The 15,251-nt window shown below is 64.4% G+C and carries 12 protein-coding genes and 1 pseudogene; 3 read left to right on the forward strand and 10 right to left on the reverse strand.

The window, feature by feature from the left end; genetic code table 11:
• Positions 1-21: 21 nt before the first annotated feature.
• The 8 genes from ygiD to ASD34_RS04000 all read right to left on the reverse strand — a co-directional run.
• Positions 22-942 carry a 4,5-DOPA dioxygenase extradiol gene (gene ygiD / locus ASD34_RS03965; protein WP_056572985.1) on the reverse strand — a complete coding sequence of 307 codons (921 nt, stop codon included), beginning with the start codon at positions 940-942 and terminating at the stop codon, positions 22-24.
• A 93-nt stretch (positions 943-1,035) separates the two neighbouring features.
• Positions 1,036-2,076, reverse strand: coding sequence for an ABC transporter ATP-binding protein (locus tag ASD34_RS03970; protein WP_056572988.1), 1,041 nt, complete (start codon positions 2,074-2,076; stop codon positions 1,036-1,038).
• Entirely contained in the window at positions 2,073-3,143 is a 1,071-nt protein-coding gene (locus tag ASD34_RS03975) for an ABC transporter ATP-binding protein (protein WP_056572990.1), read from the reverse strand. The genes ASD34_RS03970 and ASD34_RS03975 overlap by 4 nt, the downstream gene beginning before the upstream one ends.
• A gap of 20 nt (positions 3,144-3,163) precedes the next feature.
• Entirely contained in the window at positions 3,164-4,075 is a 912-nt protein-coding gene (locus ASD34_RS03980) for an ABC transporter permease (protein WP_056572992.1), read from the reverse strand.
• A gap of 161 nt (positions 4,076-4,236) precedes the next feature.
• Positions 4,237-5,817: an ABC transporter substrate-binding protein gene (locus tag ASD34_RS03985; RefSeq protein ID WP_056572995.1), complete on the reverse strand. Its 1,581-nt coding sequence runs from the start codon at positions 5,815-5,817 to the stop codon at positions 4,237-4,239.
• A 34-nt stretch (positions 5,818-5,851) separates the two neighbouring features.
• Positions 5,852-7,141, reverse strand: coding sequence for a M20 aminoacylase family protein (locus tag ASD34_RS03990; protein WP_056572998.1), 1,290 nt, complete (start codon positions 7,139-7,141; stop codon positions 5,852-5,854).
• Between the two features lies 1 nt (position 7,142).
• Positions 7,143-8,123 (reverse strand): ABC transporter permease, encoded by a 981-nt coding sequence (locus ASD34_RS03995; protein ID WP_056573001.1) that lies wholly within the window; start codon positions 8,121-8,123, stop codon positions 7,143-7,145.
• Positions 8,124-8,307: 184 nt separating this feature from the next.
• Positions 8,308-9,489 (reverse strand): porin (locus ASD34_RS04000; RefSeq protein ID WP_235509963.1); only part of this gene is annotated, 1,182 nt, incomplete at its 5' end.
• A 299-nt stretch (positions 9,490-9,788) separates the two neighbouring features.
• Here ASD34_RS04000 and coq7 point away from each other — a divergent pair.
• Positions 9,789-10,418 (forward strand): 2-polyprenyl-3-methyl-6-methoxy-1,4-benzoquinone monooxygenase, encoded by a 630-nt coding sequence (gene coq7, locus ASD34_RS04005; RefSeq protein WP_056573268.1) that lies wholly within the window; start codon positions 9,789-9,791, stop codon positions 10,416-10,418.
• A 24-nt stretch (positions 10,419-10,442) separates the two neighbouring features.
• On the opposite strand, the gene ASD34_RS04010 is transcribed toward coq7, so the two are convergent.
• Positions 10,443-10,892 carry an OsmC family protein gene (locus ASD34_RS04010; protein WP_056573006.1) on the reverse strand — a complete coding sequence of 150 codons (450 nt, stop codon included), beginning with the start codon at positions 10,890-10,892 and terminating at the stop codon, positions 10,443-10,445.
• A gap of 332 nt (positions 10,893-11,224) precedes the next feature.
• On the opposite strand from ASD34_RS04010, the pseudogene ASD34_RS04015 reads away from it, so the two are divergent.
• Positions 11,225-12,385: pseudogene (locus ASD34_RS04015) on the forward strand (porin); the annotation flags it as partial.
• Positions 12,386-12,480: 95 nt separating this feature from the next.
• On the opposite strand, the gene ASD34_RS04020 reads toward ASD34_RS04015, so the two are convergent.
• The gene (locus ASD34_RS04020) at positions 12,481-13,611 is read right to left on the reverse strand and encodes a hypothetical protein (protein WP_056573012.1); all 1,131 of its coding nucleotides are present in this window, start codon (positions 13,609-13,611) and stop codon (positions 12,481-12,483) included.
• 73 nt (positions 13,612-13,684) lie between these two features.
• Here ASD34_RS04020 and ilvA point away from each other — a divergent pair, with 73 nt between their 5' ends.
• Positions 13,685-15,250: a threonine ammonia-lyase, biosynthetic gene (ilvA, locus tag ASD34_RS04025; protein WP_235509964.1), complete on the forward strand. Its 1,566-nt coding sequence runs from the start codon at positions 13,685-13,687 to the stop codon at positions 15,248-15,250.
• The last annotated feature ends 1 nt before the right edge of the window (position 15,251 follow it).

Here is a 15,251-nt window from a genome sequence, read left to right on the forward strand (position 1 = left end):
GCAAGGCTGCGCGGCCTTCCTTCAGCCGAACTGAAGGCAGCGCATGCCGAGCGTGCCCGACTGGAAGCCTTCGTAGACGGTCTTCGCACGCTCGCCCGGCGCCGCGGCGCCCAGGGCATACAGGAAGGGAAAGTAGTGGTCCGGCGTGGCCACGGCGGTCGACGCCCCTTCGAGCTTCTCGTAGCCGATGAGCGCGCGGTCGTCCCGGCCGGCCAGCGCGGCCTTCACCGCATCGTCGAAAGACTGCGCCCACGGGCGGCTGGCCTTCGGGCCATCGGGCGTGCCGCGGTCGGTAGCGCGCAGGTTGTGCACCACGTTGCCGCTGCCCATCACGAGCACGCCCTGGTCGCGCAATGCCGCCAGGTCGCGGCCCACCGCATGGTGGAACGCCGCCGGCTTGTCGTAGTCGATGCTCAGCTGGAAGACCGGCACATCGGCCTTCGGATACAGGTGCTTCAGCACGGTCCAGGTGCCGTGGTCCAGCCCCCACTGCTCGGTGGCGATCACCGGTGTTTGCTTCACAGCGCCAACCGCTTCGCGCGCGAGCGCGGGATGGCCCGGCGCGGGGTATTCGATGTCGAACAGCGCCTGCGGAAAGCCGCCGAAATCGTGGATTGTCTTGGGCCGCGTCTGCACCGTGACGCCGGTCGCGCCCCGGCTGAGCCAATGCGCCGACACGCTGAGGATGGCCGTCGGGCGCGGCAGCTCGCGGCCCCAGGCGGCGAGGCGGCGCGTGAAGGCGTTGTCCGCGAGCGCATTCATCGGCGAGCCGTGGCCGATGAAGATGATGGGCATGCGGCGCGCGGTTGAAGCGCCCGCCGCATGCGCGATCTCGGCCATCGACGCCAGCGCGGCGGTTGCGCCCAGCGCCGAGCCCATGAGAAAGCCGCGGCGGCCGAGCAGGCGGGTCGCCTGAGGGGAAGGGATCGTCGGAGGTGTCATGGTTTCGTTCGGGACAAGCGCCGGACTCTGCCTCATCTCTCGCAGCGCGGCAGTGCCTTTACGCACACGTCGGCCACGCTCCTTCCGCCCCCTTCAGATCCGCCCTTCCTCCACCGCGTGGCAGGCCACCTGCACGCCCTTCAGGCTCAGCAGCTTCGGCCGCTCCGACGAGCAGCGCGCATTGGCATGCGGGCAGCGCGGATGAAAGGCGCAGCCGGTCGGCGGGTTCAGCGGGTTTGGCACCTCGCCCTGCACGGGCGTGCGCGCACGGCCGGTGTGCTTCATCTGCGGGATCGCGTCGAGCAGCATGCGCGTGTACGGATGCTGCGGCTGCGCAAAGAGCTTCTGCTTGTCCGCCACCTCGACAAGCCGGCCCAGGTACATCACGCCGACCTGGTCGGCCACATGGCGCACGACGGCCAGATTGTGCGAGATGAAGAGGTACGTCAGGCCCTGCTCGCGCTGCAGGTCTTTCATGATGTTGAGCACCTGCGCCTGCACGCTCACATCGAGCGCCGAGGTGGGCTCGTCGCACACGAGGAACTCGGGCTGCGTGGCGAGCGCGCGCGCGATGGAGATGCGCTGGCGCTGGCCGCCCGAGAACTGGTGCGGGTACTTGCTCATGTCCAGCGGCGAGAGGCCCACCGACTGCAGCAGCTCGCCCACGCGCTGGCGCAGCGCGTCCTTGTCGCTGAGGATGCCGTGCTCGCGCAGCGGCTCGCCGATGATGTCCTCGACGATCCAGCGCGGGTTGAGGCTCGCGTAGGGGTCCTGGAAGATCATCTGGATGCGGCGACGCAGCTGCCGGCCTTCGGGCGTCTTGAACGCGGCGTGCGCGTCTTGCCCGTCGAACTGCAGGCCGCCGCGCGTCGGCGCATACAGCCCGACCAGCAGGCGCGCGACGGTGCTCTTGCCGCAGCCCGATTCGCCGACCAGCGCCAGCGTCTTGCCGCGCTCGATGGAAAAGCTCACACCGTCGACCGCATGCAGCAGCACGCGCGGCTTGCGTTCGAGCACGCGGTTGAGCCAGGGGGGCGAGACGTCGAAGGTGCGCGCGAGGTCGTGGGCGACCACGAGCGGCTCGCCGGTCTTTGTTGCCGCAGCGTCCTTGCGGGGTTCGATCACGGCGCTCATCGGGTCACCTCCGCGAGGGGTTCGGCCGCTTCGGGCGTGGCGCGTTCGCCGGCTGCCAGGGCGTCATGATGCTTCGCGGCGATCTCGGCCTGCCCCGCATGCGGGTCGGCGGCGTCGTGCAGCCAGCAGGCAGCGCGTGTGGCGCCCGCGTGCATCAGCTCGGGCCGTTCGGTCAGGCAGCGCGCAAAGGTGCGCGGGCAGCGCGGGTTGTAGGCACAGCCGGTCGGAATGGCATTGAGCCGCGGCATGGCACCGTCGATCTGGTTGAGCCGTTCGCGGTCGATCGTCATATCGGGAATCGACGCCATCAGGCCCGAGGTGTAGGGGTGCGCGGGTTGATGGATCACCTCGTGCACCGGGCCGATCTCGGCGATGCGGCCCGCGTACATCACGGCCACGCGGTCGCAGGTTTCGGCGATCACGCCCATGTCGTGCGTGATGAGCATCACCGCCGCGCCACGCTCCTTGCAGACCTGCTTGAGCAGCTGAATGATCTGCGCCTGGATCGACACGTCGAGCGCAGTGGTCGGCTCGTCGGCCACGATGAGCTTGGGCTCGGCCGCGAGCGCCAGGGCAATCACCACGCGCTGGCGCATGCCGCCCGAGAACTGGTGGGGAAAGTGGTCGATGCGCTGTTCGGCGGCGGGAATGCCGGTGTCCTGCAGCAGGCCGATGGCACGCTTGCGCGCTTCCGATTCGGTCACGGGCAGGTGCGTGCGGATGGTCTCGATGAGCTGGCGGCCCACCGTGTACAGCGGGTTCAGCGAGGTCAGCGGGTCCTGGAAGATCGCCCCGATCTTGCGGCCGCGGATGGGGCGCATCGCATCGAAACCGAGGTGGTCGATGCGCTGGCCCTCGAGCACGATCTCGCCGCCGGCCACGCGGCCCGGCGGTTCGAGCAGGCCGATGATGGCCGCGCCGGTGAGCGACTTGCCCGCACCCGATTCGCCCACCACGCCAAGGATTTCACCGGGCGCGATGTCGAAGGAAATGCGGTCGAGTGCGCGCAGCGTGCCGCGGCGGTTGGGAAATTCGACGACGAGGTCTTTGACCTGGAGCAGCGTCATGAGGCGTTCTCCTTTTCTGTTCAGCGCAGGCGCGGATTCAGCGCGTCGCGCAGCCAGTCGCCGAGCAGGTTCACGCTGAGTGCGATGAGCACCAGCATCAGGCCCGGGAACACCGTGATCCACCATTCGCCCGAGAACAGGTACTGGTTGCCGATGCTGATGAGCGTGCCCAGCGAGGGCGAGGTCGGCGGCACGCCGACACCCAGGAACGAGAGCGTGGCTTCGGTGATGATCGCGGTTGCGACCTGGATGGTGGCCAGCACCATCACCGGCCCCATCACGTTAGGCAGCACGTGGCGCAGCATGATGCGCAGCGGTGCCACACCGGTGACGCGCGCGGCCTGCACGTATTCCTTGTTGCGCTCCACCAGCGTGGAGCCGCGCACGGTGCGCGCGTACTGCACCCAGCCCGTGAGCGAGATCGAGATGATCAGCACGCCGAAGGCCAGCGATTCGTGCGCGCCCGGAAAGAGCGCACGGCCGACACCTGCGATGAGCAGCGCGACCAGGATCGGCGGGAACGACAGCATCACGTCGCACACGCGCATGAGGAAGGAGTCGAGCCAGCCGCCGAAGAAGCCGGCCAGCAGGCCGAGCACCACGCCGACGACGACCGACAGCACCACCGACACCACGCCGACGATCAGCGAGATGCGCGCGCCGTAGATCACGGCCGAAAGAATGTCGCGGCCCTGGTCATCGGTGCCGAGCAGGTACTTGGTGGAGCCTTCGGCGCTCCAGGCCGGCGGCAGGCGTGCGTCGCCGAGTTCGAGGGTGGCGAGGTCAAAAGGATTGTGCGGCGACACCCATCCGGCGAACACCGAACAGAAGACGCACACCAGCGCAATGACGGCGGCCGCGATCGCCACCGGCGAGGTGCGGAAGCTGTAGCCGACATCGCTGTCGAGCCAGCGGGCAAGGGTTGTTTTCATCGTCGGGCCGCCCCAAGATGAAAAGCGGCCCCCTCGGGGGGCAGCGGACCTTGCGCAGCAAGGGGAGCGTGGGGGTTATTTCTCATCGTGAGGCAAAAAAGAATGGGCCCGCAAGACGCGGGCCCATGGTCGGGCCGCTCAGGCAGCGGCCCACGGTCGACTTACTTGATGCTCATCCACTTGAAGTACATGAAGTTGTCGGCCAGTTGCACCAACTCGACCTTCTTGCTCACGCCCCAGGCCAGCGACTGCTGATGCAGCGGCAGGTGGCCGATGTCGTCGGAATGGACCTTGAAGGCTTCCTTGATCATCTCGTTGCGCTTGGCCTTGTCCGACTCGGACTGGATCTTCTTGGTCAGCTCGTCGAGCTTGGGATTGCAGTAGGCGCCCAGGTTGAACTGGCCCGTGCCCTTGTCGTCGGGGCACGCGGTGAGCGAGCTCAGTGCGTTGTGCGAGTCGTAGGTGGTCGGGGTCCAGCCCAGCATGTAGAAGCTGGTGTCGCGGCGCAGAATCTTCGGGAAGTAGGTGCCCTTGGTTTCGGCCACGAGGTTGATCTTCACGCCGATCTTCGCGAGGTTGGCGGCCACGCTCTGGCAGATCTGGCCGTCGTTCACGTAGCGGTCGTTCGGGCAGTTCATCGACACTTCGAAGCCGTTCGGGTAGCCGGCTTCGGTCAGCAGCTTCTTGGCGGCATCGACGTCGTAGGGCAAGCGCTTGTCCTGGTCGGCGGTCCAGCCGTTGATGCCCGGGCCGACGAGCAGCGCAGTGGGCTTGGAGGCGCCGCGCATCACGGTGCGCTGGATGCCGGCGATGTCGATGGCCTGGTAGAAGGCCTGGCGCACGCGCTTGTCCTTGAACGGGTTCTTGCCCTTCACGTTCGAGTACTGCAGCTCGTCGCGCTTCTGGTCCATGCCCAGGAAGATGGTGCGCATCTCGGGGCCGGTGATGACGCGGGCGTTGGGCGCGGCGTTGATGCGCGCGATGTCCTGCACGGGCACGGGCTCCATCACGTCGACTTCGCCGGAAACCAGCGCGGCCACGCGGGTCGCGGGGTTGGCGATGGGCGTGAACACGATCTCCTGCGCGTTGCCGTCGATCTTGCCCCAGTACGTGCCGTTGCGCGTGAACACGGTGCGCACGTTGGGCTGGCGCTCGCGCACGCGGAACGGGCCGGTGCCGTTGGCCTTGAACGAGGCGGTGTTCTCGATGCCCTTGCGGCGATCGACAGGCTTGGTGGCCTGGTTTTCCTCGCACCACTTCTTGCTCATGATCATGGTGAGCGAGATGACGTCGGGCAGGATCGGGAACGGGCCGTTGGTTTCGATTTCGACGGCGAGGTCGCCGACCTTGCGCACGGCCTTGATGTCGCTGAGCGTGGCGCGCATGTCGGAGCCGTCGCCCTGCGCACGCGCGAAGCTGAACACCACGTCGTCGGCGGTGAACGGCGTGCCATCATGGAACACCACGCCCTTGCGCAGCTCGAAGCGCCACACGTTCGGCGAGGTCTGCTTCCAGCTCGTGGCCAGCAGCGGCGCCAGGCTCAGGTCCTTGTTGCGACCCACGAGAGTTTCATAGACGTTCGCGGTGACGCTCAGTTGCAGCGACTCGTTGAGCGAGTGCGGGTCGAGCGACAGGGCATCGCCCTGGTTCGCGATGCGGATGGTCTGCGCGCTGGCGACCATGCTGACGGCGCTCAGAGCGCACAGGACAGCGACCGCAGCCGCCTTCTTCTTGAAACTCATGGGAACACTCCTCGGGTTGGGATCAAAAAACACATCAAGAAGCCGCGGTGGCGGCTGCTTGCTCTGGCTGCATACCGCGGGTGGCGGCAAGCGGCATGCCCCGCTCGATCAGCCCCGCATGCAATGCGGCGCCGAGCGGCAGGATCTCGTCATTGAAGTCGTAGCGGCTGTTGTGCAGGAAGGCGCCGCTGCGGGCGTCCTGGCCGATGCGCAGATAGGCACCGGCCTTCTTCTGCAGCATGAAGGAGAAATCTTCGGCGCCCATGCTGGGCTCCAGGTTGCGATCGACGTTCTTTGCGCCGACCAGCGACTCGGCCACGTCGGCCGCGAACATCGCCTCGGGCGCGGTGTTGATGGTGGCCGGGTAGATGCGCTCGTACTCGACGCGGGCGCTGGCACCGAAGCCGCTGGCGACGGCGCTGCACAACTCGTTCAGGCGTTGCTCCACCTGCGCCTGCACGCGCGCGCTGAAGGTGCGCACCGTGCCGACCAGCGTGGCCTCGCCGGGCACCACGCTCATCGCGCCCAGGTCGCCCGCCTGCATCGCGCAGATGCTCAGCACGGCGGCATCGATGGGGCGCACGTTGCGCGAGACGATGCTCTGCGCCGCCGTGATGATGTGCGCCGCGACGATCACGGGATCGACGGTGAGGTACGCATGCGCGCCGTGGCCGCCTTTGCCGGTGATGCGGATCGTGATGCGGTCCGCCGCGGCCATCATGGCGCCGCGGTTGATGCCGACGGTGCCGGCCGGCATCGCGGGCCAGTTGTGCATCGCATAGACGGCGTTCACCGGGAAGCGGTCGAACAGCCCGTCTTCGATCATCACGCGCGCGCCGGCAAAGCCTTCTTCGCCGGGCTGGAAGATCAGCACGGCGGTGCCGTCGAAGTCGCGCGTTTCGGCAAGGTAACGCGCGGCGCCGACGAGCATGGCGGTGTGGCCGTCGTGGCCGCAGCCGTGCATCAGGCCGTCGTTGGCGGAGCGCCAGCCGAAGTCGTTGTCTTCGCGCATGGGCAGCGCGTCCATGTCGGCGCGCAGGCCGATCATGCGACCGCTGGCCGTCGACTTGCCGCGGATGACGCCGACCACGCCGGTCTTGCCGATGCCTTCGTGAATCTCGTCCACGCCGCAGGCGCGCAATGCCTCGCGCACGCGGCCCGCCGTGTAGACCTCTTCGAAGCCGAGCTCGGGGTTGGCGTGCAGATCGCGGCGAAAGGCCGTGATCTCGGGATAGAAGCTGGCGATGTGCGCAAAGGCCCGGCCGGAGGCCTGCAGGCGCGGCGTTGCGGTCGCCGTTGTGGTTGCTGCTGCGGCGGCGCTCACCTCAATGGCCTCCCGCCTTGCCCACGCGCAGCCGGGGATCGACCACGAAGTACAACAGGTCGACCACGAGGTTGATCACCACGAAGATCAGCGCGATCAGGCACAGGTAGGCGGCCATCACCGGGATGTCCGCGAAGGTCACAGCCTGGATGAAGAGCAGGCCCATGCCGGGCCACTGGAACACCGACTCGGTGATGATGGCAAAGGCAATCAGGCCGCCGAGCTGCAGGCCCGTGATGGTCATAACCGGCACCAGCGTGTTCTTGAGCGCGTGGCCGAAGTGGATGGCGCGGTTCGACAGGCCCCGTGCGCGCGCGAACTTGATGTAGTCGGTGCGCAGCACCTCGAGCATCTCGGCGCGCACGAGCCGCATGATCAGCGTGAGCTGGAAGATCGCCAGCGTCACCGCCGGCAGGATGATGTGGTGCCAACCGTCGGCCTTGAAGAGCCCACTGGTCCACCAGCCGAACTGCACGGTGTCGCCACGCCCGAAGCTCGGGAACCAGCCCAGCGTCACGGCGAAGACGAGGATCAGCAGGATGCCGATCAGGAAGGTAGGCAGCGACACGCCGAGCAGCGACACGGTCATGAACACCTGGCTCATGAAGGTGCCACGGCGCAGCGCGGTGTACACGCCCATCGGGATGCCGACGAACAGGGCCAGGGCCGCGGCCACGAGCGCGAGTTCAAGCGTGGCCGGGAAGCGCTCGCCGATCAGGCGCGACACCTTGGCGCCCTGGCGCAGGCTTAATCCGAACTCGCCTTGTGCGGCGTTGACGAGGAAATGCCAGAACTGCACGAAGAAGGGTCGGTCGAGCCCCAATGCAGCGCGCATTTCACGGATCTGGTCGGGCTTGGCGTCTTGTCCCAATAGGAACACCACCGGATCGCCGACATATTGAAAAAGGAGGAAGGCAATGAACGCAACCGCGATCATCACGATCACGGCCTGGATCAGGCGGCGCAGTACAAAGGCAGTCATTCAGGAACAAGAGTGATCGCGGCATGCTAGCAGTGCAAGCAGCGTGCCCGCACGGGGGTTCCCCGGGGGTGGAGGCGCAATTTTCACGAGTGAGAACAGGCGCGCGCCAAAAGAAAAAGCCACCCGGCTTGCGCCGGGTGGCTTTCAGTCTTTCGATTCGAAGCTGGCTTGCGCCAGCATCAAATTAGAAAGCGTGACGGATACCGAAGTCGTAGCCGGTCGAGTTCTTCGGGGTGAAGCCACCCGTGGTCACGAAAGCCGGGCCGCCGACGGTCAGAGCTGCACCGTTCTTGTTGCTCACGCGAGCAACGGTAGCGTACAGAGCCGTGCGCTTCGACAGGTTGTGCACGTAGCCGATAGCCAGCTTGTTGGCCTTCGGGTCACGAATACGCGGCTCGAAGAACGACTCAGGCTGGTTCAGGTCGTACTTGACAGCCGAGTACGAAGCGCGGATCAGGCCAGCACCGACCGGCACGGTCACGCCGAGCAGGTAACCGGTCAGGTCCGTGTCAGCACGGCCGCCAGCGAACGGGGTGACTTCGTAGTCACGCTTGTTCTTGGCGCGCGACACTTCACCGAACAGCTTCACGGGACCGAAGTCGTACGAAGCGCCCAGGTTCAGCGTGTTGACCTTGTCGGTCGTGCCAGGGTAGAAGTTGTCACCCACGGTGCTGCTGCCGTAAGCCAGAGCAACGTCCAGGGGGCCGTTGGCGTAGCCGAAGCGGCCGCCGACGTAACGACCTTGACGCTGGCTGTTAGCCACATCAGGCGTTGCCAGGCCAGGGCTGTACTTGGTCTTCTCAGCGAAGCCGTACATCACTTGACCGTAGAAACCACCCAGGTTCGGCGGCAGGAAGTAGCCGATCGTGTTGCTGGCGCGAACGTAGTTGCTGGAACCGACGTTGGTGAACGGAGCGGTCGAAGCAGCGGGGGTGCCGAAGGCACCGAACGAGCCATTGGCCGTCGAGATCAGGTTGGTGCCAACGCCGTTGGTGCCGAACGGATCGAACACGGTGTCGTTCCAGAACGTCGGGGTGTAGTCACGACCCAGGCGGATTTCACCGAAACCACCCGACAGGCTCACGGTCGAACGACGTGCGAACGTAGCGATGCCTTCTTGGCCGTTGTCGTTGCTGATCGGAGCTTCGAGCCAGAAGCTGGCTGCCAGGCCACCACCGAGGTCTTCCGTACCACGGAAGCCCAGACGGCTGGAGTTGTAACCCGAGTTAGCCAGATCGCGACGGCTTGCCTTGACGCTGCCCTTGTTCAGGTAGAACGGGTCGGCGAACGTAGCGCCGCGCAGGTCACGCGAGGTGGACGAGTAGCCGCTGATCGACGCGTCGACCACACCAAACAGAGTGACGGANACTAGAGATTTTTTCATTGCAAGTTTCTCCAAGGTTAAACATAGGGCTCCGGTGCGAAGGGCTCACCGTGACTGGCACTTTGTGCTCCCACCGGACCCCGGGCCAACCTCCTTTTGGGAAGTTGATGCTATTGCACCAGAGCCACTGCAACAGGGCAAAACAAATCGCCCTAAATCTCGGAAGCCCCGCATGTTTCGTTGCAGTCGTGCAACAAAGGACTTAGGCGGGTTGTTTTTCCACGATATGAAACAAAATGTGGCGGACTTGCATCGATGTGCAGGTCGGTTCCAATAGGCAGATGACCGCCCTGCTCGATCCAGCCCTGACTGCCGCCGATGCGGCTTTGCGCACGCTTTTTGCCCGATCTCATGCCACTCGGGCGCTTCCCCCAGCGATTGAGCCGCAAGGTGAATTGAGCGAATCGGAACGCCGCGAAGCCGGCGCGTTGATGCGTGTGAACCATGTCGGTGAAGTGTGTGCACAGGCGCTGTACACCGCACAGGCCGCCGTGACCCGTGATCCGGCGTTGCGCGCCCATTTCCTGGAAGCCGCACATGAAGAAACCGACCATCTGGCCTGGACCCGCCAGCGGCTGGACGACCTCGGCGCACGCCCCTCCGCCCTGAATCCGCTTTGGTATGCCGGCGCTTTCGGTCTCGGCTTGATTGCTGGGCGCTTGGGCGATGCATTGAGCCTGGGTTTCGTCGCAGAAACTGAGCGACAGGTGGAAGCTCACCTCGAAAGCCATCTGGACCGGCTGCCACCAACCGATCACGCCTCCCGCACCGTGGTCGAGCAAATGAAGGTCGACGAAGCCCGCCACGCAACGCAAGCCGTTGCCGCGGGTGCGGCGGAATTGCCTGAGGCGGCCAAGGCCCTGATGCGCATCGCCTCGAGGGTCATGACGACCGTCGCGCACCGCATATAAGGCGCGCGCCGCCACACGACGATTTCAGGTCTCGATCAGATCGAAGCTGGTCGTGATTTCCGCTGTCTTCGCCAACATGATGCTGGCCGAGCAGTAGGTGTCGTGGCTCAGCGCGATCGCCCGCTCCACAGCGGTAGCCGGAATTCCCTTGCCTGCCACGGTGAAGTGCATGTGGATCTTGGTAAAGACCTTGGGATCCTTTTCTGCGCGCTCGCTGGTCAGCTTGACGCTGCAGCGTTCAACGCGATGGCGCCCTCGCTTCAATATGAGCACCACGTCGTAAGCCGTACAGCCACCCGTGCCCGCGAGCACGGTTTCCATCGGCCTCGCGGCCAGGTTCTGCCCACCGTTCTCGGGCTTGGCTGCATCCGGGGCACCGTCCATCATCAGGACATGGCCGCTGCCGGTCTCGGCCACAAAGCCCATGGCTGATCGGGTGCCTGCGTCACCGGTCCAACTTACTGTGCATTCCATGGTGTTTCAGTTCCAATTGGGATGAATTGGTGCGAAAAAATGCGCACGAACCATCAACTTATGTGTGGGAAAAGCGTCGTTTACTTGTTGCGTCGCAACAAAGGGTGGGTATACTCTATTTCATTGCTGCGCACTTCATGGTGTGCACCCAGTTGTCTCCTCCACCCTTCCAATTGGTGGATTTAGCCCCGAGTCGCAAGACTCGGGGCTTTTTTCTTGGTCCGATCGATGGAAGACCACTCTAGCCATCCCTCACCGAAAGGGCAGCTGCTCTGGCTGCCCTGGCTGTTGCCGGTGTTGCCTCGGCTCAGTCGTCCGTCACTCTGTTTGGNTTGAACAACGGCGTCACCTACGACAAGCTCGGCTTTCCGATCTACAACCCCTTCTACCTGAACCAGGGCAGCGTCAAGGTCAGCCGTACGGCTCTGGCCAACTCGGGCTACAACTCCAGCCGTCTGGGCTTTCGTGGTACGGAAGACCTCGGCGGCGGCCTGGCAGCCAGCTTCTGGCTCGAAGCCCCGATCACCAATGACGACGGCCAAGAAGGCATCGCTACGTTTGCACGTCGCTCGACCGTGAGCCTGTCGGGTGGTTTCGGTGAAGTCCGTCTGGGCCGTGACTACACCCCGACGTTCTGGAACGACACCGTGTTCGATCCGTTTGGCACCAACGGCGTTGGCACCAACCTGATCTCGACGGCCAACGGCAACCTCGGCGCCTTCAGCGGCTACGCTGCAGCACGCACAAAGCTGGTGGGCATCCCCACGTTCACTGATGTGAACAGCAGCAACTACGTTCGCGCCAGCAACACCATCGGCTACTTCCTGCCGCCGAACCTGGGTGGTTTCTACGGTCAAGTGATGTACGGCTTCGCTGAGAAGACCAAGTACAGCCCCGGTACCGCAACGCCCGCTACCGACAACACGTCGCGCACCGGCCGTTACGTCGGCGGTCGTTTCGGCTATGCCAATGGTCCTCTGGACGTTGCGCTGGCTTACGGCAGCAGCACCGTGGGTGACCAGTTCTACGTCGGCACGACCACCAAGGTCAACACGCTGAACCTGGGTGCTTCGTATGACTTCGGCCCCGTGAAGCTGTTCGGTGAAGTGTCGCGCGCCAAGAACAAGGTTGACTACGAAGTCACCCCCTTCACCGACGCGATTCCCGACACCGACCTGACCGGCTACCTGCTCGGCGTGACCGTGCCAGTCGGTGCTGGCCTGATCCGCGCTTCGTACTCGAGCGTCAAGTACGACCTGAACCAGCCTGAGTCGTTCTTCGAACGGCGTCTTGCTGATCCGAAGGCCAACAAGCTGGCTATCGGCTACGTGCACAACCTGTCGAAGCGCACGGCTCTGTACGCTACCGTGGCTCGCGTGAGCAACAAGAACGGTGCTTCGCTGACCGTCGGCGGCCCGGCTTTCACGCCAAACGCAGTCTTCACCCCGAAGAACTCCACCGGCTACGACTTCGGCCTTCGCCACTCGTTCTGATCGACTACGGCTCGACTTTCATGCTGGCCCTCGCCAGTTTGAATCAAGCGGCCATCAAGCCGCCCGGCTCGCGCCGGGCGGCTTTTTATCCTTCCTCAACTCACCCGACCACGCCTGCTCTGCAGCAGGCCCACATTCATTTCTCCGCTCAGCACCGAGGCGTAGAAACGCTCGACCATGTTGACGCTCGTGCGTGCATTGCGCGCCAAGGTCAGCATGTCGATCCCCTGTCCATACAAGAGCCGCAACGTGATGGCGGTATGGCGCAAGCAATACAACGTTCTCGACTGACCCAGCGGCCCCTTCTGGAGCCCTGTCTTCTCGAGCACCCAGTGAAAAAAGAAGTTGAGAACCGCCAGCGCGTGCTCGCGGTTCTTCAGGTGCGGCATGAAGATGTAGTCTTCCGCCCCGCCGAAGCCATGCGTCTCACGATGGGCGCGCAAACATTCATAGACCCGAACGGCCGGCCGCAGGCTCACGATGGGCTGGCTGTGCCGCTTGGTCTCCGGCAAGTTCATCCGCAGGTACACGTGCTTGCCCCGCACGACCTCGATGTGCTTGTGCTTCATGAGCTTGATGTCACTGGGGCGAACGAAGGTGTTGACCATCCAGCGGATGAGCCATGGCAGTTCATCGGGCATGACAAGCAATTCACGCGCAATCCAGAAGCGCTCGCCCGCTGTCAGCCGATCAAGCACCGGATGCGAGCACCCACGCAATTTGCGCGCAGTCGCGATCAACACGCGGTATTCCGCCACGCTGAAGCTGCCTCGCGGCTGGCTGCGCACTTTGATCTTCGGAAACACAGGCACCTCACGCACCGCGCCCGTGTGCACGCCGTGCATCACGACCTTGCGCAACAGCACGAGGTACTGCGCGATCGTCGTGCTGGTGAAGCCTTGTTCGCCGAGGTGATCGATCAGTCGCTGCACATCGGCTGTCACGAACAACGCCGCTGGCACATCCCCCAGCAATGGAACGACGTGCGCACGCAATCTGTTGCCCATGACCTGCCATGTGGGCCGTCCGATTTCGCCGCGTTGCACGCGTGCGGCCTCGGCTTGCATCAGCCCTTTCGAAAGATCGCTGACAGAAACTGATAACAAATTCTGCTCAACAGTTATCGAATTAGCGAGCGTGTGAATCGCGGGATAGGTGCGCGCAAAAAAACCGGAATCATTTGCGGCTGGAGTCTTGCGGAATAGGTTTATGACATTTGTGTCCATGCCATTCCCCGCATGCAATACCGATGCCTCTTATGATTGATGGTTAGCAAATGAAAACTCCCTGGATAAGATCTTGCGCAATGCACCCGTTACCGCGGCGTTAACGCCCGCCGACTATCTCAGAAAAATCCTCAATGCGCGGGTCTACGACGTGGCCGTCGAGTCCGCGCTGGAGAAGGCGCGTGCGCTCAGCGAGCGGCTCGGCAATACCGTCTTGCTCAAGCGCGAGGATCAACAGCCCGTCTTCAGTTTCAAACTGCGCGGCGCCTATAACAAGATGGCGCACCTCAGCAAAGCGCAATTGGCGAGCGGTGTGATTTGCGCATCGGCCGGCAATCACGCACAAGGCGTTGCGCTCGGCGCGCGCAAGCTCGGCACGCGTGCAGTGATCGTGATGCCCGTGACCACGCCGCAATTGAAGATCGATGCGGTGCGTGGTTTCGGCGGCGAGATCGTGCTGCATGGCGACAGCTATTCCGACGCCTACCTGCACGCGCTCGAATTGCAGGCACAACAGAGCCTGACCTTCGTCCACCCGTTCGACGACCCCGATGTCATCGCGGGCCAGGGCACCATTGCGATGGAAATCCTGCGCCAGCATCAGGGCCCGCTAGACGCAGTGTTCGTGGCGATCGGCGGCGGCGGCCTCATCTCCGGCGTGGCCAACTACATCAAGGCCGTGCGGCCCGAGATCAAGGTGATCGGCGTTCAGATGAACGACTCCGACGCGATGATGCAATCGGTCGCCGCGCACCAGCGCGTGAACCTCCCTGACGTCGGCCTGTTCTCCGATGGCACGGCCGTCAAGCTGGTCGGCGAGGAAACCTTCCGCATCGCGCAAAACCTGGTCGACAGCTACATCACGGTCGACACCGATGCCGTGTGCGCTGCCATCAAGGACGTGTTCGTCGACACGCGCAGCATCGTCGAGCCGGCTGGCGCGCTGGCCGTGGCGGCGATCAAGCAGTACGCGGCCGAGCACGGTCGCCAGGGCGAAACCTACGCGGCGATCCTGTGCGGCGCGAACATGAATTTCGATCGGTTGCGCTTCGTGGCCGAGCGGGCAGAGGTCGGTGAAGAACGCGAGGCGCTGTTCGCCGTGACCATCCCCGAAGAGCGCGGCAGCTTCCGCCGTTTCTGCGAACTCATCAGCGAGTTGCCCGCCAGCGGCGCACCGCGCAACGTGACGGAGTTCAACTACCGCATCAGCGATGCCGCCAAGGCCCACGTGTTCGTCGGCCTCACGACCTCGGCGCGCGGCGAGTCGGCCACCATCGCGAAGGTCTTCATCGAGCACGGCTTCGACGCGCTCGACCTCACGCACGATGAACTCGCCAAGGAGCATCTGCGCCACCTGGTGGGCGGGCGCACGGGGCTGGCGCACGACGAACGCCTGCTGCGCTTCGTGTTCCCCGAGCGTCCCGGTGCCTTGCTCAAGTTCCTGAGCCTGATGCGGCCGAACTGGAACATCAGCCTGTTCCACTACCGCAACCAGGGCGCCGACTACGGGCGCATCCTCGTGGGCCTGCAGGTGCCGGCCGAAGAGTCGGCTGCCTTCGACGATTTCCTCGAAACGCTGGGCTATCCGTACGTCGAGGAAACGGCCAACCCGGCCTACCGCCTGTTCCTTCAGGCCTGAG

This window comes from Variovorax sp. Root473, assembly GCF_001426505.1.
Taxonomy (GTDB): domain Bacteria; phylum Pseudomonadota; class Gammaproteobacteria; order Burkholderiales; family Burkholderiaceae_C; genus Variovorax.

Excerpts from the sequence above, each read along its gene's own strand:
- ASD34_RS04020 (WP_056573012.1), bottom strand. The coding sequence starts at position 13,611 with ATGGACACAAATGTCATAAACCTATTCCGCAAGACTCCAGCCGCAAAT.
- ASD34_RS03995 (WP_056573001.1), bottom strand. The coding sequence starts at position 8,123 with ATGACTGCCTTTGTACTGCGCCGCCTGATCCAGGCCGTGATCGTGATG.
- coq7 (WP_056573268.1), top strand. The coding sequence starts at position 9,789 with ATGACCGCCCTGCTCGATCCAGCCCTGACTGCCGCCGATGCGGCTTTG.
- ASD34_RS03985 (WP_056572995.1), bottom strand. The coding sequence starts at position 5,817 with ATGAGTTTCAAGAAGAAGGCGGCTGCGGTCGCTGTCCTGTGCGCTCTG.
- ASD34_RS03980 (WP_056572992.1), bottom strand. The coding sequence starts at position 4,075 with ATGAAAACAACCCTTGCCCGCTGGCTCGACAGCGATGTCGGCTACAGC.
- ygiD (WP_056572985.1), bottom strand. The coding sequence starts at position 942 with ATGACACCTCCGACGATCCCTTCCCCTCAGGCGACCCGCCTGCTCGGC.
- ASD34_RS03975 (WP_056572990.1), bottom strand. The coding sequence starts at position 3,143 with ATGACGCTGCTCCAGGTCAAAGACCTCGTCGTCGAATTTCCCAACCGC.
- ASD34_RS03970 (WP_056572988.1), bottom strand. The coding sequence starts at position 2,076 with ATGAGCGCCGTGATCGAACCCCGCAAGGACGCTGCGGCAACAAAGACC.
- ASD34_RS04010 (WP_056573006.1), bottom strand. The coding sequence starts at position 10,892 with ATGGAATGCACAGTAAGTTGGACCGGTGACGCAGGCACCCGATCAGCC.